Genomic DNA, 19,365 nt, shown 5'->3' with positions numbered 1-19,365 from the left:
ATCACTTATCCAAAAGCTTTTTCATTGCGCTCAATCATGCGGGTTAAATATCCGTCAAACATGTCCGCTTCAAAAGCAGTCATCGCGCTGCCTTCAAGCGGACCTCCGATTTCTTTCAGCGACTGTAAAAAGCGGATAATCACATCTTGAACCGTTAACTGTGGGCTCCCGATCAATTCAGCGAGCGACGCCATCACTTCCGGCTGAATATCGGGATATATCCATTTTGTGTCGGCATCCCGCTTCGCCGCTTCATAAAATGCACGGATTTGTTCAGCTCGATCGGCTCCGCTACCATTCACGCATAAATAAATCTGTACAGCGACACCTTTTCTCAAACGGCGCTGTGAAATACCAGCAAATTTTTTCCCCCCTATGCTAAGGTCATAGCTGCCTGGACAATACGATCCTACGATTTCATACGCATCAATTTTCGCATCTGGGAACATGTGGCAAATAAGCGCGTACATGGCCCCGTAACCCCGGTCAATATCGATTCCTTTTTCCATATCAGGCATAATGAGCGACAAATTGAGCACTCCTTCATCAAGCATCACAGCGAGCCCACCCGAGTTGCGGACGATAACGTGAAATCCAGCATCTTTTAATACTTGAAGACCGTCTTTTAGATAAGGTAGTTTTGTATCTTGAATGCCTAACACGACCGTGTCATGGTGAACCCAGGCGCGAACCGTTGATGGGCTCTTTTCTGCACCTACCGCCATACAAAGCGCATCATCAGCCGCAAATGAATAGATAGGGTTGAATCCTGGTCCGTAAGCAGATTGATCTATAAAGCGCCAGATAGGACGGCGCAGCAGATCTTTTGATTGATCCATAGCAGCATGTTCTCCTTCATAAAATATTCTCTTTTTACTGTAGCCTTATGATGGGAGCGGTTCAAGTGTTTTGTGGTATAGTGATGGTGAAACTAATTACATAGGAGTGATGATGATGAGTGAAGCAGCAAAAACGCTTGAAGGTTGGTATTGCCTGCATGATTTCCGGTCAATTGATTGGACAACATGGAAGTTGATGCCGAGCGATGCGCGCGAAAACGCGATCAGCGAATTCCGTCAATTTCTTACTAAATTAGATGCGACGCAGGAGTCAAAAACAGGAAGCCATTCATTTTACAGTATTGTCGGTCAAAAAGCCGATTTTATGCTCATGATTTTACGTCCAACAATGGAAGAATTAAATGTGATTGAAAATGAATTTAACAAGTTGAAAATTGCTGAATTTACGATCCCTGCTTATTCATATGTATCGGTTGTAGAACTTAGCAACTATCTTTCTTCTGACGAAGATCCATATGCGAATCCACAAATTCGTGCGCGCCTGTATCCAGAACTTCCGAAAGCCCAGCACGTTTGCTTCTATCCAATGGACAAGCGCCGCCAAGGAGAGGATAACTGGTACATGCTGCCGATGAAAGATCGGGGAAGCTTAATGCGCAGCCATGGGATGATTGGCCGTCAGTACGCTGGTCTCGTGAAACAAGTGATTACTGGTTCTGTTGGATTCGATGACTACGAATGGGGCGTCACTCTTTATTCAGATGACGTGCTGCAGTTTAAAAAACTAATTTACGAAATGAGATTTGATGAAGTAAGTGCACGCTACGCTGAATTCGGCTCCTTCTTCGTTGGCAACTTGCTAACAGATGAGAAATTTGCTCAAATGATGCACGTGAATTAAATAAATGAAATGAAAAAGAACCGCGTCCTAATCAAGACGCGGTTCTTTTTCGTCTGAATTGCCCTGGTCAATAAGGAAAATCTCCCTTCAACATGATGATGAATGCACACTGTTTTTCATTTTTGCATACATTGCAAAGGGAGGTGTTGTTGTGGCAGTTGTTGCTCATACAGAAGAAGATGTGAGGCTGCTTGCCCGCCTCATGCGGGCCGAAGCAGAAGGCGAAGGACCACTTGGAATGCTAATGGTCGGAAATGTCGGGGTAAACCGGACACGATCGGACTGTCTTGATTTCACTAAGCTACGCTCCATTCGCGATATGGTTTTTCAGTCACCTGGCGGATTTGAAGCGACACAGAAAGGTTACTTTTATCAAAGAGCGCGGCAAAAAGACATTGATCTTGCCCGCAAAGCTATTAACGGCGGACGTTATCATCCGGCATCCAATGCACTCTGGTTTTTTGAGCCAGAAGGAAACTGCCCTGCTCAATGGTACGGTCAATACAACTCCGGACGATTCAAGTCACACTGTTTTTTCAGCCCGTTGCAGTCCGTTTGTCCACGCGTATATTAATTAAGGGGGAATAGTAAAATGAATCCTTACGGTTACATGGCGATGCCCATGCAACAAGCACCGATGCCCAAACCAAGACAAGGCCAGGGCCAATATCCACAAGGACCCGGACCAGGTACATCTCCTGCCCTGCCTGCTGTAGAAGAATCCTATATTGAAAACATTTTCCGTCTAAACCGCGGAAAAATGGTGACAGTATACACAACATTTGAAAACAACAAAGAATGGAATGCAAAAATATTTCGCGGACGTATTGAGGCGGCCGGTCGCGACCATTTAATCTTAAGCGAACCATCTGGGCGACGCTATTTAATCCCTCTTCTTTATCTCGACTATGCCACATTCGATGGCGAAATCGCATACGAATATCCGTATAATGGGTAATTTGCTCACAGTACATTGAAGAAGGGAATCCCGTTCGTCGGGATTCCCTTCCTTTCATCACATATTTTTTACTGCCGCTATAATGATTAACACCCATGCGATCAAAAACGCGAGACCACCTATTGGTGTGATGGCGCCCAGCTTGCTAATCGCTGTGACAGCAAGGACAAACAGACTCCCCGAGAATAATATAATTCCTATGAACATCAACCAACCGGACCAGTTTAATGCGGAGCTGCCCGGGAACTGCCCCATTAAAAAGCCGATAATGATTAAACCAATCGCATGAAACATTTGATACTGTACCGCTGTTTTCCATATTTCCAAATACTTCGGTTCAACTTTCCCCTCGAGTCCATGCGCACCGAATGCGCCCAGTCCGACGGCTAGAAAGGCATTGATTGCGCCCAAAATAATAAATAATTTCATTTTTCTGCTCCTTTAAAAATCAAAAATAGAATCTCCGTTAGATCCATCATCTGTTATAAGCCGCTCTGTTTGCTGAATCGTTGCCGGCGATTGTGTATGCATAGCATCCGCCTGCGTCACAATAGGCCGCGTTTCGTATTCACTTAATCCCGCACCAAGCATTAACTCACACAGTGATTTAATTGTGTACACATGCCTCTTGATGTCATCCGGCGATGCCATCTTCGCAGCGATCATCTCCTGTTCCATTTTCGCAAGTACTTTTTCATGCGATATATTCATTTTTTCTCACCTGCTTTCATGGCAAACTGATAACATGGATGACCCGATGAACGACGGACGACAATCGACGGGAGTTGTTTCGTTTTAAATCCGTATGCACGGCACCCACGCGGTGCTCCAGAATCCCACGTCACATAAAAATACTGGCACTTTAAACAATTCGGTTCCATAGACAACGTTTTCTCCCCTTTATTTTAGCAAAAATTCATATGTTTCACGTGAAACCTTTACGACAATTCGTTCAAACACCAATTGATCGGTGCCTCACCCATTTCTTTCAGACAGTCATTCGTCTTTGAAAATGGACGGCTTCCGAAAAAGCCACGAGATGCAGACAGCGGACTCGGATGCGGCGATTGAATGACTCGATGCTTGTTTTCATCAATTAAAGACCGTTTACTTTGAGCTGGTCGGCCCCAAAGCAAAAAAACAGCAGGTTTTTCCCTCTCGCTAATGAGTGTAATGACACGGTCTGTGAAAGTCTCCCACCCTTTCCCACGGTGTGAATGAGCCTGTCCATCCCGTACAGTCAGCACTGTATTTAACAGCAACACGCCTTCATCCGTCCATTGCTTCAAATAGCCATGACTTGGCACAGGGCAACCGAGATCTGTATTCAATTCTTTATATATATTTTTAAGTGAAGGTGGCGGTGCAATACCCGGTTGCACGGAAAAACTAAGTCCATGCGCCTGTCCCGGCCCGTGATAGGGATCCTGCCCTAGAATGACGACTTTCACATTTTCATATGGGGTAAAATGGAGAGCGTTGAAAATGTCATCCATATTTGGATAAATGATGCTGCTTTTATATTCTTCTTTTAAAAAGGACCTGAGCTGCTTATAATATGGCGCGTCAAATTCGGATTCCAATAGCGGACCCCAATCGTTTTTTAAAATTTGTTTTGTCATTTTAATCACCTCTTGGTCCATTATAATCGAGCCAGCCTTTGTTTGAAAATAATGTGGGTCGCTAAAAAGGGAGCAGTACAGAAAAGGGAAAAGTTTCCCCTTTCATATACCGTCAAAGTGGTAAATGATTATACAGAAGCAGTGCGGACTACCACTCAATTTATGTAAGATCGATTTGTGAAGGGTGATATTGATGGATTTGCACATCATAATGACGAATCTGAGCGTTTGGCAGAAGCAAGGACCACATCAATAACAGTGTCCTTCGAAAAAGGACGTTGACATTATTTCTTGTACATTTGCCAATAGTTTTTTACACTAGAGAAAGTGTATTTAGAAGGAGGTATTTTCACCATGAAAAAAACATTAACGATTGCAGGATCTGATACAAGCGGCGGAGCTGGCATTCAGGCCGATTTAAAAACATTCCAGGAGCATGATACATACGGGATGACAGCCCTTACGACGATCGTAACGATGGATCCCGAAAACGGCTGGAGCCACGGCGTATTCCCTCTTGCGGTTAATGTGCTTGAAGCACAGTTGAAAACAGCCATGTCAACAGGCATTGATGCGTTGAAAACCGGTATGCTCGCTACACCGGAAATCATCCAGACGGCTGCAGCGTCAATTAAAGCAAATAGCGTGGAAAAAGTCGTCATCGACCCGGTGATGGTCTGCAAAGGCGAAGATGAAGTATTGAATCCAGAAGCCGCAGAAGCAACGCGCGATTTATTGTTGCCACTTGCCACTGTTGTTACACCGAACCTGTTTGAAGCACGGCAGCTATCCGGTGTTGGCCCAATCCGTACGATTGACGATATGAAAGAAGCAGCGAAAAAGATTCATGAACTTGGGGCGAAAAATGTTGTTATTAAAGGCGGTAAACAGCTGGAGCATGACAAAGCGATTGATCTTTTCTATGATGGTAATGAATTTATTTTGCTTGAAGGTGAAAAACATAATACAACGTACAATCACGGCGCCGGTTGCACATTTGCAGCAGCGATCACTGCAAACCTTGCGAACGGCCACGACGTAAAAACAGCAGTTAATCATGCAAAAGAATTTGTTAACGCCGCTATCCAACATGGCTGGAAGCTGAACGAATACGTAGGTCCGGTTATGCATGGAGCGTACAATCAAAAATAAGTTTTGAGACCGCCGGGCAAGCCCCCCGGCGGTTTTTTTAAAGGCTCTGTTAAAGTTTATTGTTGATTTTCTTGTTAAATTATAGTGGCAGAATAATTGAAGTACATATTTGTTAATCTAAGGAAAAAAGAAGATCATTTGAGGTAATAAAAATGTATGAATTTAAATATGAGTCCAAGAAAAAAGAAAAAAAATATAAGATATACCTATTTGTATTTATTATCACTGTTTTAATAAATACATTCATTGATATTTTTAATTTGGGAATTGAAAAAATTTCCGGATTTCGTATAGCTAGTAGCCTCTTATTTTATGGCATTATCCTTTACTTTGGTTTGCATAGGAAGTTTTGGGCAGAATTTATGATTAGATTTTTTGTCTGGGTAAATATCATTTTACTGTTCATCATTATAACTGTTAAAATTCTAAGATTATAGTTCAAAATAATGCCTATTGTTCTTCAGTTAACTGGTTACTTTAGTTAAAGAGTAAGATCATCAAAAAGGATGGTCTATTTTTTCATGTAATATCAACATCATCATATAAAAGAGCCTTATTAAAAAAGAGTAATCATAGGTTCTGCTTACTTATTTCCAACCGCTCATCATACTTTTTGATTACTTCCCCCTTTTTTTGAACACTAGCACTAATTACTGTAAATTTTGTCCGAATAAAAAAAACGACTCTTAAGCCGTTTTTCATTTTCTAAAATATGTGATTTTTTGTTCGATTGGTGTGCGTGGCTTTGCTTTTGGCAATTCATCATAATAGCCAAATTGAAGCATAGCAAGAATTCGCTCACCCGGTTTCACACCAAGTGCTGTTCTAAATTTCGGTGCATCCATCCACGCTGGCGTTTTCCAGCATGTGCCGATTCCTTTCTCCCATGCGAGCAATTGTGCATTTTGAACAAGCGCGCTCGTTGCGGAATAGTCTTCTAGTCTTTCTTTTTGACGAGCATCTTCTGGCACCACTACAAAAACAAATGCACCAGGCAGCTTAAATCCAGCAATCTTTTTATCAAGTTCTTCAGGAGAGAGTGCTTCCCAATTCGGAATTGTGCATTCTTTCATCGTCGTGCGGATTGCATCAAGTCCACTTTCTGCTGCCACAATAAAGCGCCACGGTTCACGATTCCCATGGTTCGGCGCCCACGCGGCATCCGCTAAAACAGCAGTTACATCAGACTGTTCTACCGGACGGCCATTGAATTTTTTAATCGAGCGGCGTTCCTTAATAATTGTTTTTATCGATTGGCTCATAACAAACACCCCTATTCAAATTATTTTCCTTTCTCATCATACTCAAAAAGCTAGATTTTCGCCAATTGGATAAAGTTTTAGTACAATAAACAAAGAATTGATTTTGACTGGAGGGTTTAACGGCATGGAACCAATTTTACCGGAAAAAGTGCAGGAGCTCGTAAACCGATTTGCCGGTGATGAAATTTATCTTCATCTGGAAACGACGAACGGTGCATATGCATCACACTTTGACGAAAAGTTTTTCTCTGCAGGTGCTTATATCCGCAATGCAAAACTTACATATGAACATGGCAAAATTGTTGGTGATGGACCGTATCGGGTTGGACTAAAGCTCGAAATTGGCTGGGTATACGCAGAAGGATTGACGCATTATGGATTTGATGAAGATGGGCATTTGCTCATGGCGGGCCATGACTTTGATGGAAAACTGGCGGTTGCCTTGCAAATGGGTACAACGCCATTTAAGTAAAAGGAAAGGGATGAGAACATGAAAACGATGGAAGTTGAACAGGAGCGGCACGTCCTTGTTATTTTACCGCACCCTGATGATGAAGCATTCGGCGTATCCGGCACGATCGCCATTCATACAAAACGTGAAACACCCGTTACATACGCGTGCCTCACACTCGGCGAAATGGGACGAAATCTTGGAAATCCCCCTTTTGCGACACGTGAGTCGCTTCCAGATATTCGCAAAGCAGAACTCAAAAAAGCCGTGGAAGCGATTAAAATTCAAGATTTACGTATGATGGGCTTGCGCGATAAAACCCTTGAATTTGAAGATGATCAAAAAATGATGAATATGATGACTGACTTAATTAATGAACTTGATCCATCACTCGTGATTACATTTTACCCAGGCTACTCGGTTCACCCGGATCATGAAGCAACGGCACGTGCTGTCGTTCGTGCCGTACGGGCAATGGATGAGGAAAAACGGCCAAAGCTTCACTGCGTAGCTTTTGCTAACAATACAGCTGAAGAAATCGGTGCAGCCGATATCCGTTATGATATCCGCCATGTATATGATCAAAAAATGGAGGCAATGAAAGCCCACATTTCGCAGACGATCTGGATGTTAAAAGAGCTTGAATCCGGTGTAGCGCAAGAAGGAAGCGAACTGCAAGATCGATTTAATTATGAGCACTTCTGGACATACACATTTGATGAAAATGACAAAGTAACCGAAATTAAATAAAAAACGCAGGGCTACAATGCCTGCGTTTTTCGCTATATTCCGCTTTTGTTCTGTTTCCACCAGAATAGATCTGCTTAAATCAACAAATTAAACAGCAACGGATCGTTGTTGATTTCCATGTACGGGAAGCCGTTTTCTTTCATACGCTTCACGAGTGGAGCATAGTCTTCTTTACATTTCAGCTCAATGCCAACCAGCACTGGACCTTCATCACGATTTGTCCGCTTCGTGTACTCAAAGCGGGCAATGTCATCCTGCTCACCAAGTACTTCAGCCATAAACTTACGAAGTGCACCGGCACGCTGTGGGAACGTAACAATGAAATAATGCTTAAGCCCTTCATAAATAAGCGAGCGCTCTTTAATTTCCTGCATTCGTTCAATGTCATTATTACCTCCACTAATGATGCAGACGATATTTTTCCCTTTAATTTCATCTTTGTAAAAGTCGAGTGCCGCAACAGATAATGCGCCGGCCGGTTCAGCGACGATCGCACTCTCGTTGTAAAGCTGCAAAATTGTTGTACATACTTTCCCTTCTGGAATGACGGAAATACCATCGAGCACGTCCATACAAATGTCCATCGTCAAATTGCCAACTTGCTTCACAGCTGCACCGTCAACGAATGGATCAATCGTGTCAAGTCGTGTGACTTCGCCTTTATTTAACGATGCTTTCATCCCTGCTGCACCTGCTGGCTCAACACCGATCAATTTCGTATTCGGGCTGATGCCTTTTAAATACGAACCAACACCTGCAGCTAACCCGCCGCCGCCAATGGCACAGAACATGTAATCAATTGGCACCTGCACATCGTTCATGATTTCAACAGCGACTGTGCCCTGTCCGGCAATCGTTCGGTGGTCGTCGAAAGGATGAACAAATACTTTCTCTTCTGCTGTGCAATATTCCATCGCAGCTGTATATGAATCATCAAACGTATCGCCCGTTAGGACGACCGATACATTTTCACCGCCGAATCGTTTCACCTGCGACACTTTTTGGCCCGGTGTTGTCGACGGCATGAAAATTTTCCCTTCAATTCCAAGTGCATGGCATGAATAGGCTACACCTTGCGCATGGTTGCCAGCGCTTGCACACACGACACCTTTCGCCCGTTCTTCTTCTGTCAAACTGCGGATAAAATTGTAGGCTCCGCGCAGTTTAAAGGAGCGGACAATTTGCAAGTCTTCCCTTTTTAAATATATATTACAGCCATAACGCGCCGATAAAATTTCATTTTTTTGAAGCGGCGTTCTGCTAGCAACATCTTTCAATACTTGATTTGCTACAACGATTTCTTCGATTGATACTTTCGACAAGACAATTTCTCCTTTTTAAGTACGAATTTTAAGAATAATTGTATCATTTGACCATACTTCGTTCCAGTACATCTTCAATCGCTTGCGCGACACCATTTTCATTATTACTAGCTGTTTCAAATCGGCATGCTCGTTTAATGTTTTCATGTGCATTGCCCATCGCATATGAATATCCAACTTTCTCAAGCATCGATAAATCGTTATAATTGTCGCCAACTGCAAATGCATCATTCATCGACAACCCTTTAGATGCTAAAAAAGCTTCGAGTGCAATCCCTTTTTGTGCGAGCTCACTTGTCACTTCCAAGTTTTCATTCCCAGACGAACTAACAACAATGCCTGCAATGCCTGCAAGACGGTCTGATGCTACTTGCAATACATCATCGTCTGTTGAAAAAACGAAAAACTTGTAAATATGATGATCGTTGTCATGAATGAGGGGTTCATATTCGTCTATTGGTAAAATGAGTTTCTCTTTTATACGTTGTTGCGCCTTTTCACGAATTTCTTCGATTGGTGTTTCTGGAGTGGCTGATAAGACAATGTCAATGAGCAGTTCAACCGCTTTATCAGGATTATCCGTATATGTACCATGATTTGTGCACACTTCAAAATACACATCGACATCTTTTAAACAATGATAAATATCAGAAGCTATATCATCTTCGAGTGCAGTGAATTGAATAATGTCCCCGGCCTCGTTACGAATTTCCGCGCCATTGACAGCAATAATCGGGCACTCAATGCCTGAACCTTCAAGTGCAAAGCGGGCTTCTACATATGAGCGCCCTGTTGCAACAATCACTTCCACACCAAGTTTCTGTGCCTTTTTAATTGCGTCACGATTTGCTTCGCTCACTTCCATTGCTCCGTTCAATAACGTGCCGTCCATGTCCGTTGCGATGCTTGTAATCATTCTTTTCACCTTCTCATTTATATTTAATTCCTTCTTAATTCTAACATGAAAGTTCTTCAAAATACGCAAAAAGACGATGATCTACCAGTGTCAGCAATTGAAAGCGTTAGCAAAAATCTGTATTTTATGAATACGACTAATTTCGTAGATTTTGGGGAATAGATGTATTAAACTGTGCAAGGTATGAATGTTTATACAAAGAAAGGATTTTATATATGCATGAAAAAACATCCCCATGGCTGTTTATTATTCCGTCATTGATTGGGATTTTGTTGTTCATGACACCGATACCTGTGCAAGAAGGATTGACGATTCCGATTGCAATTATGTCCAATGCGCTGCAAGGCTGGATTGGGGCGCTCATCCCAGCGATTATGACCGTTTTAATCATCTTCGCTGCATGTGCGACGATTGTCGTGAAAGTAATACGTCCTGCTTTCGTCCGTCACTCTGCTTTTATGACCACTTTGTTTAATGTTTCACCCGTATGGACTGTTGTCCGTGTTGTCGGCGCTATTTTTGCCGTCATGACATATTTCCAACTCGGCCCAAAAGCTGTTTGGTCTGATGAAACGGGCGGCACGTTGCTCATCGGCCTTTTGCCTGTCTTATTTTCGGTCTTTTTATTTGCTGGGCTTTTGTTGCCGCTTCTTTTAAATTTCGGTTTGCTTGAATTTGTCGGCTACTCGCTTACAAAAATAATGCGTCCGTTATTTAAACTGCCAGGGCGGTCATCAATTGATGCACTTGCTTCATGGCTCGGTGATGGAACAATTGGTGTACTGCTCACGAGCAAGCAGTATGAACAAGGCTTTTATACGAAAAAAGAAGCAGCCATTATTGGCACAATGTTCTCTGTTGTTTCGATTACATTTTGTCTTGTCGTCATTGATCAGGTCGGACTTGCGGACTATTTCATTCCGTTTTATTTGACGGTTGTTTTAGCCGGAATCGCCTGTGCACTTATTATGCCTCGTATTCCACCACTTTCAAGAAAAGCCGATACATTTATTAATGAAAAACCGCGTCAAGACGATGATGAAGCCATTCCTAAAGGCTATACAGCTATTTCATATGGCTACAAGCAGGCAGTGAAACGCGCCAACAAAAACGGTTTATTAGAAACCGTGCAAGATGGCTTTAAAAATGTACTTGATATGTGGCTTGGTGTTGCCCCAATCGTGATGGCGCTCGGAACAACAGCACTTATTATTGCGGAAACAACACCTTTATTTCAGTGGCTGGGCATGCCTTTCATCCCACTTCTTGAATTATTGCAAATTCCGTTTGCACAGGAAGCGTCCGAAACGATTATGATTGGGTTTGCTGATATGTTCCTTCCGGCGATTATTGGCTCAGGAATCGAAAGTGAATTGACGAGATTTGTCATCGCAGCTTTGTCTGTTTCGCAGCTTATTTATATGTCTGAAGTGGGCGGACTGCTTCTTGGAACGAAGATTCCCGTTTCATTTAAAGACTTACTGATTATTTTTCTCATCCGTACACTCATTTCATTACCTATTATTGCAGGCGTTGCACATATTTATTTTTAAAAAGCCGGAACTCTTCGGCTTTTTTTTCGTATAGACGGGTAAATATGGTATGTTGACATATAGAAAGGATGTGTCTATGTGACAAATAAGCTCTGGTTTCAGACTGGAATTGGCATATTACTTGCCATGCTCATTATTTTTATGTTTCAAGAAATTCATGAAGTATTTCATCCGCTCGTGATCGTTGCGACAACCATTTTCCTGCCCGCTTTGCTTGGAGGCGTTTTATTTTATTTAACGCGTCCGATTATGAAATGGCTTGAATTAAAGAAACTTCCGCGCTGGGCGTCATTGAGCACTGTTATGGTCATCATTGGACTTGTTTTCTGGCTTATTTATGCTCTAATTGCTCCGGTCGTGAATAGTCAGGTGAGTTCACTCGTTGATAACTTGCCTCAAATGATAATAGAAGGAGAAAAGGCGATGGATTTCGTGTTGAATCAAAAAGACCGTCTTCCACCTGCTGCGATTGAATCTCTCGAAAATGTAACTGGCAAACTGAATGAGTACGTAACGGGCTTTAGTTCACGGCTGATCAGCTTTATTCAATCGTTCGTACAGGGACTATTTTTAATTATTCTCGTGCCATTCTTCCTCGTATACATGCTGAAAGACCATGAAAAATTTGCACCATTTGTTGCTGGCTTTTTTTCCGGAGAACGAAAAACATGGATTCGTCATACACTTCATGATCTAGACGTGACACTTCGTTCATACATTCAAGGACAACTTTTGGTCAGCTTTCTCGTGGGCGTCATGCTTTTAATCGGATATTTAATTATCGGCCTTGATTACGCACTGTTGCTTGCAATGTTTGGAATGTTCACAAATGTTATTCCGTTTCTTGGCCCATATATCGCCGTTGTTCCAGCCATATTCATTGCATACAGTCAAGAGCCGCAAATGGTCATTTATGTCGGGATTATCATGCTCGTTGCCCAACAAATTGAAAGCAATTTTATTTCTCCAAACGTTATGGGCAAAGCACTTGATATTCATCCGCTGACAGTGATCACGATCATTCTGGCAGCTGGTAACATCGCTGGTCTCTGGGGAATTATTCTCGCCATCCCAACATATGCTGTTATTAAAACAATCTTGTCGAACTTGTACCAAAAACGAACAGAAATCCGTGAAGTTGCGGGAAAAGAAGTCGATTAACCAGCTCTTTACCCTGCATTGTGCTTTTATGAATAAAGAACAATTAAGCCATCTCGTTTTGATGAATTTAAAGCTGATTCGGACGAAACGAAATTACATAAAGAATAAAGTGAAACTTCATTCAGTGGGATTCAGTGGGGGTTAGGTTCACACGATGTGAATCATGCAGACGTTGTCACAGGACGTGACGATCTTAGTCTGCGTTCCTCTTAGCCCCACTGAATAAAAAGGAACTCAGGTAAAGAGCGACGCGTCCTGCGGCAATACCTGAGTGACCGGCTTCGGCCGGCCCGAACCAATCGGGCTTTTACGGGCAGTTGATCCCTCGCTTATCCTCCTTTTCTTTTCGACGGCTTGAAGCGGGGGTCTTACTCCCCGTTAATGCGGAATAAAATGGCACAGGTTCTCGGCTTATTGAAAAAGACGCTCACTGTTTAATACATGCGACAAAGAAGCGGTACTTCGGGAATTTCAGTATATGATGAATCAGTGATATGTCTTCCCCCGGCATTACAAAAAAGAGCACTGCATTGTAAGCAGGCTCTTATTTTTTTTCATCCGCACAGTTAAAACAAAACAGTTTGCCGCTTTCCTTTATGCCACAGAAAAAGCCATCCATGCAGTAAATACTTTCTCCACACTTTTCACATTTACCAATGAACTCTTTCGCCCCTATCACCTGCTTTTTCCCAGTATATTCAAACCTGTATATTTCCGTAGGAACTTTGTACACTAAACGATACTACATGTTTAGTGGAGAGGACGGCTGGTCATGCGCAAATTCGGCTTATTTTTAGCGGCAGCTGCTTTTGTATATGTAAGCTTTTTAACACTTTCTAAAAACGATCATGCCGTGTCAGAAAATCAATATGTAGATGCAGTCGTGTTTGTACATGGCTTTAAAGGGAATGCCAACTCATTCAATACGATGATTGCCCGATTTGAAGAGTACAGATGGGGAGCACGGGCGTTGACGATAAATGTGACAAAGACTGGCCGGCTGCTCGTTCATGAAGATATTTCTCTCCCTAATAAACCTGCTTTTATTCAAGTATTATTTAAAAATAACCGCGCTTCATTTGATGATACATCCCATGCCCTCGCATCCGTTATGCAAGTGCTGAAAAAAGAATATGGGATCAATCGCGTCAACATCGTCAGTCATTCTATGGGCGGTATTGTCTCGGTGAAGTTTTTGCAGGAACTGTATGACCCGGCGCGCCATCCTGTCACGGATAAACTCGTCACGATTGGCAGTCCATTTGACGGGGTCGCCGGCGGCCGGTGGTTTACACAAAACACCGGTCCTGCCGTGTACGACTTAATGCCTGGCTCTCCTGCGCTTGCACAAATTGCGGCCGGACATACACATTTTCCTGCTGAAACGGACGTACTGAATATTGCTAGTACTGGCGATCAAGTGACACCGGTAAAAAGCGCGCTCCATTTAAAGGCGATCGTACCGAAAAAAAACTATCATGTTAATGTTATTTATGACAAAACAATCGATCATAGCGGTCTGCACGAAACACCGATTGTAGATGAAAAAATCGGGCATTTCTTTTCCTATAAATAATTCCAAATCATTTCTGCTGTTCTTGAAGCAGCCGCAGGCGTAGCCGTCCGTGCTGCCTCTTTTTCTTTGTATGCTTCAAGCAAATGGGCCGTTCCTTCCTCCATTAGTTCAGAGTACCTCTTTGATAATGCAGCGATTTCTTTTGCATACATCTCGTCCGTTCCAGGTTCAACAAGTTCTGCATACGTGTCAATAATAACATCCACTTCATTATTTCCAGGGAAATATTCATGAGGTGCCGTGCTGTCAAAGAGCGCAAATCCAAGTTCACGAACGATAACCATATCAATGCTCGCCGGGTCAAACCCGCAATGATACATTTCTGTCCGATAACCTTTCTGCTCCGAGAAAGCAGCAATTTTTTTCATAAACGTTGATTTGCCTGTGCCTGCTCTTCCTTTAATTAAGTACCGTTTCTTCAATCCTTCTGTCAGTTCTGGAATATAATCAACGGGTCCAGTTGGTGTAGCTGCCCCGAGAAAGCGATGAATTGTTTTTTGTTTCTCACCTTCAGATTTCCCCGGAAATAAAGCTGTGATCCAGTGCTGTGCCAGTCGATCTGCTTTTTTCGGATCAAATCGGTTAATGAAAATCGATTCCCATTTGTCATGAATGAACAGTGCTTCCCGAAAACAATCATAAGCAATGTGTGCTGTTTTCTGTGCGGGCGGAGCCGATAGCATATCTGGATGAATAGCGGCATGACGGACTGTTGCTTCAATTGGTATATCCGGTGCCAGACTGCCACACCAGATCGCTTTATTACCAACAATAAGTCCTTCCGGCATGAGCGCATTCCACGGACTGCGAATAGAATCAAATTGGACGCCCTCTGTTTGAAGCCGCCCCTCAATCTCTTTCAAACACTCCATCTGCGCACACTCTCCACCGCCCCGCAGCAAAATAAACTGACGCACATCTGACACATTCGTCTCCGCCATCTGCACGAATCCTCTCGACGTATGGCCTGACGTAAAATAATGCATCCGCCCACCTCCTCAAGCCTAACTATATGACCACAATAGAATATGTATACCAGAATTTCTCTACACTGTCTCAACTTGTGACCATGCCCCTCTTATTCTGAACACTCATTACGATTTTTGACTCCCTCGCATTGTTCATATAAAATAAGCCAGCTCCTTAAAGGAACTGACTGCTCTTTTATTTATCGTTTAAAAATATCGCTATGTGCTTCCCGAATGCGAGCAAGCGCTTCGTCAATGCATGTGAATTCAGCGCCGATTGGATATTCACTAATTCGTATGACTGAACTTGCTTCACCTGTTGAACGAAGGACTTTAATGCATTCCGCTGTTTCGTCTTCTGTTTCGTGTAAATCGCCTGCTTGATAACATGCGCTGGATTTTAGCATTTTCTCATACTGCACAACAAAGTTTTCTTTTACTTCACCGGCGAAATATTTTTTCACGTCAAGAAGATTTTCAACGACCATCATGTTGAGGTTCAACTCCTGTTTCTTTTGATGACTACAGTATACGAAAAAAACAGTGAAAAAGAACGTTTTTACAGAGATGCCATGAACTATACACAATTTGTTAACACTTTATTCAAGGTTTCTTCACAACTTCACAAATTGTAGCATTTACGATCATTTTTAAGTCCATCGGTGCTAGCTCGATCTGTGCACCAACTTTCCCAGCACTGACAATCATGAAGTCCAAATGTAAAGCATTTGCGTCAATATAAGTCGGATAGAGCTTCTTCATCCCAATAGGCGAGCAACCTCCGCGAATGTAACCCGTCTGTTTTTGAAGATCTTTCACTGGAATCATTTCAATTTTTTTCTCACTGGCGGCACGAGCAGCTTTTTTCAAATCCAGTTCTTCTTCAACTGGAACGACAAATACATAAAGCCCTGCTGCTCCCTGCGTGACAAGTGTTTTGAATACATTCCCTACGGCCTTATCAATTTTTCCTGCCACAGATACACCATCCGTTTTCCCATCTTTATTGTCATATTCATACATATTGTATGCAATACCCCCTGCATCAAGCAGCCGCATTGCATTTGTTTTCCCTTTTGCCATACTGAATCACTCCATCTATATCGCAGATTAACGGGCAGTACAATCCCTCACTTTGAGACTTAGAAAAACCAATAAAGGATCTGTGGGGGATAACTACCCGTAAAGGCCCGATTGGTTCGGGCCGGCTGAAGCCGGTCACTCAAGTATTACCGCAGGATGCGGTAATACTTGAGTTCCTTTTTATTCAGTGGGGATGACCCTCCCACTGATAGAAGTTTCACTTTATGTTAAAATTATTGTACTACAACCATTCAAAAGGAGTGGATAAAATGGATCAACTTACTGTATCTAGTATTATGGAAGTGATGAAAGAATTTTTCCCCTCAAACACATCAGTCGCTATTTCCAACTGCAAAAAATTTATTTATTATCAGCCAAGCCGTCTTGTTGACCTACACATTCACGCTGGCGATCCGATTAAAAAAGGCAGTGTGACACATCAAGCATTAGTAGAAAAGCATCAAGTATCGACGTATATTGAGAGTGACGTGTATGGAATCCCATATTATGCTATGTCCGTACCCATTTTTGATGATAATGAAGTGAGCGGTGCCATTACCACCATCTATCCGGCAAAACCATCGCCGATTGCGCGCAATGTACTGACAATTAAATCCGAAGATAAGTGGTACCCGATTCCTTACAGCGATGTCATGTATCTGGAATCAGAAGGCCGGAAAACAAGAGTACAAGCACAGACCGGGAGCGGTTATCATAAGTTAAATTTAACTGAGCTTGAGTTTACACTGCCGGATGATTCTTTTATCCGCGTCCACCGTTCCTATATTGTGAACGTTCATTTCATTCAGGAAATTCAGCCAGATTCGCATTCTACCTTTTTGCTCATTATGAAAGATAGAACGAAAATCCCTGTCACACAGACGTATACGAGTATTTTTCGGAAATCACTCAATTATTAATATACTGCTTCATGACGCGAAATTTCTCTTTCGCGTCTTTTTTGCGGCTTTTCATGCGCACACAAATGAAAGCCCTTTCACTATTTGTTACACTAATAAAGTGAAACTTCATTCAGTGGGGGTTTTCTTCATCCTCCACTGAATGTTAGTTGAACCAATCGGGCTTTTACGGGCAGTTGATCCCCCACGTATCCTTCTTTTCTTTTCGAAGTCTTGAAGTAGGGGTCTTACTACCCGTTAATGCGGGATAAAAACGAATCGGAGGGATCGAATCGTGGATCAACACATAACAGAACGATTACGAATGAATGATTTACATACACATATTGTCTCAGCTGATGAAGCTGCTTCTTGGATTCAGGACGGCATGACAATTGGGTTAAGTGGGTTTACGCGAGCCGGTGATGCGAAAGCTGTACCTACGTCACTCATTGAACGTGCCAAAACAGAAACCTTTAAAATCAATGTCTTTACTGGCGCTTCACTTGGCTTTGATCTTGATAAATTAATGGCGGAAGCAGGCATTATTCATAAACGGCTCCCCTTTCAAGCCGACTCATCGATGCGGAAAAAAATTAATGATGGCAGTCTCTATTTTGTTGATCAGCATCTGTCCCACACAGCTGAACTTATTCGGAGTAAAGTGCTAGACCCGATTGATTATGCCATTATTGAAGCCGTTGCTATTACAGAAGAAGGTCTTATCATCCCTACAACGTCTGTCGGAAACTCTTCTATTTTTATTGAAAAAGCAAAGAATGTCATTATTGAATTAAATCTTACCCAGCCAGCTGAACTGGAAGGACTTCACGATATTTACAGCCCTAATGAGCAAGGGGAGCGCGGACCGATTATGCTGACATCTATTGAGGAACGAATCGGTGAAATAGGAATACGTGTTGATCTGGCTAAAATCAAAGGCATTGTCATTACACAATCGCTAGATTCTCCATCTACGATTGTTCCACCAGATGAGGAGACGGCACAAATGGCCGCCCATCTCATTAACTTCTTGAGAGAAGAAGTAAAAGCAGGCCGTCTTACGAATGAATTGGCTCCACTTCAATCTGGGATTGGCTCTGTTGCCAATGCCGTGCTACACGGGCTCATTCATTCAGAGTTTGAAAATCTTGAAGTGTATTCCGAAGTATTACAGGATGCTGTGTTTGATTTGTTTGACCACGGTAAAATCCGCTTTGCTTCCGCCTGCTCCATTACGTTATCAGAAAAAAAAATGAATGAAGTATATGCCAACTTAGAAATGTATCGGGACAAACTTATCCTCCGTCCACAAGAGATTTCAAACCATCCTGAACTCATTCGACGGTTCGGTTTGTTATCTATAAATACCGCACTTGAAGCGGATATTTATGGAAATATTAATTCTACACACGTATCTGGTACTAAAATGATGAATGGGATCGGTGGCTCAGGCGACTTTGCCCGAAACGCTCGGACAGCTATTTTCGTAACAAAATCAACCGCTAAAAACGGGATCATATCGAGTATCGTTCCTTTCGCTTCACACGTTGATCATACAGAACATGACGTTGATATTCTCGTCACCGAGCAAGGATATGCGGACTTGCGCGGGCTAGCACCGCGCGAACGAGCACTTGTCATTATTCACAATTGTGCACACCCGATGTATAAAGATCAGTTGCTTCAATATTTTGAAGAAGCATCTTTACGTGGAGGTCAAACACCGCATATGCTTGAAAAGGCTTTTTCATGGCATACACGCCTCGCTGACCAAGGAACAATGCTTGAAAAACAACTTTCTCCCTCTTTGTAACGTCAGTCGGCCGCTTTTGACGAAAACGATTCCAACATCCATTCTCAAATCAAACGATATACAAGCGGCCCGACGTTTACGATAAATAGTCTGCTATGACAAAAAACAGCTGAAAAAGGCTGTTTTTTCTTTCATAACTTGTGATTTAAGTCGAATAATTCTGCTTTATGTCTTT

General features: G+C 42.5%; 22 protein-coding genes. 11 read left to right on the top strand and 11 right to left on the bottom strand.

What is annotated here, in order from left to right:
• Positions 1-5: 5 nt before the first annotated feature.
• On the bottom strand, positions 6-839 hold the full coding sequence (gene lipL / locus BLL40_RS04340) for an octanoyl-[GcvH]:protein N-octanoyltransferase (protein WP_073710697.1): 834 nt from the start codon (positions 837-839) through the stop codon (positions 6-8).
• 115 nt (positions 840-954) lie between these two features.
• Between lipL and hemQ the strand changes: the two genes are divergently transcribed.
• The 3 genes from hemQ to gerQ all read left to right on the top strand — a co-directional run bounded on the left by hemQ (position 955) and on the right by gerQ (position 2,659).
• The gene (hemQ, locus tag BLL40_RS04335) at positions 955-1,701 is read left to right on the top strand and encodes a hydrogen peroxide-dependent heme synthase (RefSeq protein WP_073710696.1); all 747 of its coding nucleotides are present in this window, start codon (positions 955-957) and stop codon (positions 1,699-1,701) included.
• Positions 1,702-1,852: 151 nt separating this feature from the next.
• On the top strand, positions 1,853-2,275 hold the full coding sequence (locus BLL40_RS04330) for a cell wall hydrolase (RefSeq protein ID WP_073710695.1): 423 nt from the start codon (positions 1,853-1,855) through the stop codon (positions 2,273-2,275).
• Between the two features lie 18 nt (positions 2,276-2,293).
• The gene (gene gerQ / locus BLL40_RS04325) at positions 2,294-2,659 is read left to right on the top strand and encodes a spore coat protein GerQ (RefSeq protein WP_073710694.1); all 366 of its coding nucleotides are present in this window, start codon (positions 2,294-2,296) and stop codon (positions 2,657-2,659) included.
• Positions 2,660-2,716: 57 nt separating this feature from the next.
• Here the strand turns inward: gerQ and BLL40_RS04320 are convergent, their stop codons facing one another.
• The 4 genes from BLL40_RS04320 to BLL40_RS04305 are packed head-to-tail and all read right to left on the bottom strand — an operon-like array spanning position 2,717 to position 4,281.
• A complete protein-coding gene (locus tag BLL40_RS04320; protein ID WP_073710693.1) occupies positions 2,717-3,088 on the bottom strand; it encodes a DUF423 domain-containing protein in 372 nt (123 codons plus the stop codon).
• A 12-nt stretch (positions 3,089-3,100) separates the two neighbouring features.
• Complete coding sequence (locus tag BLL40_RS04315) at positions 3,101-3,370, bottom strand: YwdI family protein (RefSeq protein ID WP_073710692.1); 270 nt, start codon at positions 3,368-3,370, stop codon at positions 3,101-3,103.
• Positions 3,367-3,540: a uracil-DNA glycosylase gene (locus BLL40_RS04310; RefSeq protein WP_073710691.1), complete on the bottom strand. Its 174-nt coding sequence runs from the start codon at positions 3,538-3,540 to the stop codon at positions 3,367-3,369. Before BLL40_RS04310 ends, BLL40_RS04315 begins: the two co-directional genes overlap by 4 nt.
• Before the next feature lie 57 nt (positions 3,541-3,597).
• Positions 3,598-4,281, bottom strand: coding sequence for a uracil-DNA glycosylase (locus tag BLL40_RS04305; protein ID WP_073710690.1), 684 nt, complete (start codon positions 4,279-4,281; stop codon positions 3,598-3,600).
• A gap of 354 nt (positions 4,282-4,635) precedes the next feature.
• On the opposite strand from BLL40_RS04305, the gene pdxK reads away from it, so the two are divergent.
• Positions 4,636-5,433 (top strand): pyridoxine/pyridoxal/pyridoxamine kinase, encoded by a 798-nt coding sequence (gene pdxK / locus BLL40_RS04300; protein WP_073710689.1) that lies wholly within the window; start codon positions 4,636-4,638, stop codon positions 5,431-5,433.
• Between the two features lie 698 nt (positions 5,434-6,131).
• Here pdxK and BLL40_RS04290 read toward each other — a convergent pair.
• A complete protein-coding gene (locus BLL40_RS04290; RefSeq protein ID WP_073710687.1) occupies positions 6,132-6,695 on the bottom strand; it encodes a nitroreductase family protein in 564 nt (187 codons plus the stop codon).
• Positions 6,696-6,819: 124 nt separating this feature from the next.
• Between BLL40_RS04290 and BLL40_RS04285 the strand changes: the two genes are divergently transcribed.
• Positions 6,820-7,167, top strand: a complete 348-nt coding sequence (locus BLL40_RS04285; protein ID WP_073710686.1) for a YojF family protein — start codon at positions 6,820-6,822, stop codon at positions 7,165-7,167.
• Between the two features lie 27 nt (positions 7,168-7,194).
• Entirely contained in the window at positions 7,195-7,896 is a 702-nt protein-coding gene (gene bshB2, locus BLL40_RS04280) for a bacillithiol biosynthesis deacetylase BshB2 (RefSeq protein ID WP_073710831.1), read from the top strand.
• A gap of 74 nt (positions 7,897-7,970) precedes the next feature.
• Here the strand turns inward: bshB2 and ilvA are convergent, their stop codons facing one another.
• Together ilvA and BLL40_RS04270 are read right to left on the bottom strand one after the other, a co-directional pair.
• A complete protein-coding gene (ilvA, locus tag BLL40_RS04275) occupies positions 7,971-9,218 on the bottom strand; it encodes a threonine ammonia-lyase IlvA (protein ID WP_095532819.1) in 1,248 nt (415 codons plus the stop codon).
• A gap of 43 nt (positions 9,219-9,261) precedes the next feature.
• Positions 9,262-10,134, bottom strand: coding sequence for a Cof-type HAD-IIB family hydrolase (locus BLL40_RS04270; RefSeq protein WP_073710684.1), 873 nt, complete (start codon positions 10,132-10,134; stop codon positions 9,262-9,264).
• Positions 10,135-10,349: 215 nt separating this feature from the next.
• Here BLL40_RS04270 and BLL40_RS04265 point away from each other — a divergent pair, with 215 nt between their 5' ends.
• From BLL40_RS04265 to BLL40_RS04255, 3 genes are all read left to right on the top strand, one after another.
• Complete coding sequence (locus BLL40_RS04265) at positions 10,350-11,687, top strand: YjiH family protein (protein WP_073710683.1); 1,338 nt, start codon at positions 10,350-10,352, stop codon at positions 11,685-11,687.
• A 78-nt stretch (positions 11,688-11,765) separates the two neighbouring features.
• A complete protein-coding gene (locus BLL40_RS04260; RefSeq protein WP_073710682.1) occupies positions 11,766-12,848 on the top strand; it encodes an AI-2E family transporter in 1,083 nt (360 codons plus the stop codon).
• Between the two features lie 772 nt (positions 12,849-13,620).
• Positions 13,621-14,424 carry an alpha/beta hydrolase gene (locus BLL40_RS04255; RefSeq protein ID WP_083566264.1) on the top strand — a complete coding sequence of 268 codons (804 nt, stop codon included), beginning with the start codon at positions 13,621-13,623 and terminating at the stop codon, positions 14,422-14,424.
• Here BLL40_RS04255 and BLL40_RS04250 read toward each other — a convergent pair.
• The 3 genes from BLL40_RS04250 to ybaK all read right to left on the bottom strand — a co-directional run bounded on the left by BLL40_RS04250 (position 14,415) and on the right by ybaK (position 16,475).
• Positions 14,415-15,410: a hypothetical protein gene (locus BLL40_RS04250; RefSeq protein ID WP_073710680.1), complete on the bottom strand. Its 996-nt coding sequence runs from the start codon at positions 15,408-15,410 to the stop codon at positions 14,415-14,417. The genes BLL40_RS04255 and BLL40_RS04250 overlap by 10 nt on opposite strands.
• Before the next feature lie 182 nt (positions 15,411-15,592).
• Positions 15,593-15,883 carry a hypothetical protein gene (locus BLL40_RS04245; protein ID WP_073710679.1) on the bottom strand — a complete coding sequence of 97 codons (291 nt, stop codon included), beginning with the start codon at positions 15,881-15,883 and terminating at the stop codon, positions 15,593-15,595.
• Positions 15,884-15,995: 112 nt separating this feature from the next.
• Positions 15,996-16,475 carry a Cys-tRNA(Pro) deacylase gene (gene ybaK, locus BLL40_RS04240; RefSeq protein WP_073710678.1) on the bottom strand — a complete coding sequence of 160 codons (480 nt, stop codon included), beginning with the start codon at positions 16,473-16,475 and terminating at the stop codon, positions 15,996-15,998.
• 269 nt (positions 16,476-16,744) lie between these two features.
• Between ybaK and BLL40_RS04235 the strand changes: the two genes are divergently transcribed.
• Together BLL40_RS04235 and scpC are read left to right on the top strand one after the other, a co-directional pair.
• Entirely contained in the window at positions 16,745-17,395 is a 651-nt protein-coding gene (locus BLL40_RS04235; RefSeq protein ID WP_073710677.1) for a LytTR family DNA-binding domain-containing protein, read from the top strand.
• 274 nt (positions 17,396-17,669) lie between these two features.
• Positions 17,670-19,190: a succinyl-CoA:acetate CoA-transferase ScpC gene (gene scpC / locus BLL40_RS04230; protein ID WP_073710676.1), complete on the top strand. Its 1,521-nt coding sequence runs from the start codon at positions 17,670-17,672 to the stop codon at positions 19,188-19,190.
• The last annotated feature ends 175 nt before the right edge of the window (positions 19,191-19,365 follow it).

It is taken from the genome of Domibacillus mangrovi (assembly GCF_001906925.1).
GTDB classification, from domain to species: Bacteria; Bacillota; Bacilli; order Bacillales; family Domibacillaceae; genus Domibacillus; species Domibacillus mangrovi.
This window is presented reverse-complemented; position numbering and strand designations above follow the sequence as displayed.

Coding starts and splice junctions, on each gene's coding strand:
- BLL40_RS04320 (WP_073710693.1), bottom strand. CDS start 3,088: ATGAAATTATTTATTATTTTGGGCGCAATCAATGCCTTTCTAGCCGTC.
- bshB2 (WP_073710831.1), top strand. CDS start 7,195: ATGGAAGTTGAACAGGAGCGGCACGTCCTTGTTATTTTACCGCACCCT.
- BLL40_RS04290 (WP_073710687.1), bottom strand. CDS start 6,695: ATGAGCCAATCGATAAAAACAATTATTAAGGAACGCCGCTCGATTAAA.
- lipL (WP_073710697.1), bottom strand. CDS start 839: ATGGATCAATCAAAAGATCTGCTGCGCCGTCCTATCTGGCGCTTTATA.
- BLL40_RS04235 (WP_073710677.1), top strand. CDS start 16,745: ATGGATCAACTTACTGTATCTAGTATTATGGAAGTGATGAAAGAATTT.
- BLL40_RS04265 (WP_073710683.1), top strand. CDS start 10,350: ATGCATGAAAAAACATCCCCATGGCTGTTTATTATTCCGTCATTGATT.
- ybaK (WP_073710678.1), bottom strand. CDS start 16,475: ATGGCAAAAGGGAAAACAAATGCAATGCGGCTGCTTGATGCAGGGGGT.
- pdxK (WP_073710689.1), top strand. CDS start 4,636: ATGAAAAAAACATTAACGATTGCAGGATCTGATACAAGCGGCGGAGCT.
- BLL40_RS04270 (WP_073710684.1), bottom strand. CDS start 10,134: ATGATTACAAGCATCGCAACGGACATGGACGGCACGTTATTGAACGGA.
- BLL40_RS04305 (WP_073710690.1), bottom strand. CDS start 4,281: ATGACAAAACAAATTTTAAAAAACGATTGGGGTCCGCTATTGGAATCC.
- BLL40_RS04310 (WP_073710691.1), bottom strand. CDS start 3,540: ATGGAACCGAATTGTTTAAAGTGCCAGTATTTTTATGTGACGTGGGAT.
- BLL40_RS04315 (WP_073710692.1), bottom strand. CDS start 3,370: ATGAATATATCGCATGAAAAAGTACTTGCGAAAATGGAACAGGAGATG.
- BLL40_RS04285 (WP_073710686.1), top strand. CDS start 6,820: ATGGAACCAATTTTACCGGAAAAAGTGCAGGAGCTCGTAAACCGATTT.
- hemQ (WP_073710696.1), top strand. CDS start 955: ATGAGTGAAGCAGCAAAAACGCTTGAAGGTTGGTATTGCCTGCATGAT.
- BLL40_RS04245 (WP_073710679.1), bottom strand. CDS start 15,883: ATGATGGTCGTTGAAAATCTTCTTGACGTGAAAAAATATTTCGCCGGT.
- BLL40_RS04255 (WP_083566264.1), top strand. CDS start 13,621: ATGCGCAAATTCGGCTTATTTTTAGCGGCAGCTGCTTTTGTATATGTA.
- gerQ (WP_073710694.1), top strand. CDS start 2,294: ATGAATCCTTACGGTTACATGGCGATGCCCATGCAACAAGCACCGATG.
- BLL40_RS04250 (WP_073710680.1), bottom strand. CDS start 15,410: ATGCATTATTTTACGTCAGGCCATACGTCGAGAGGATTCGTGCAGATG.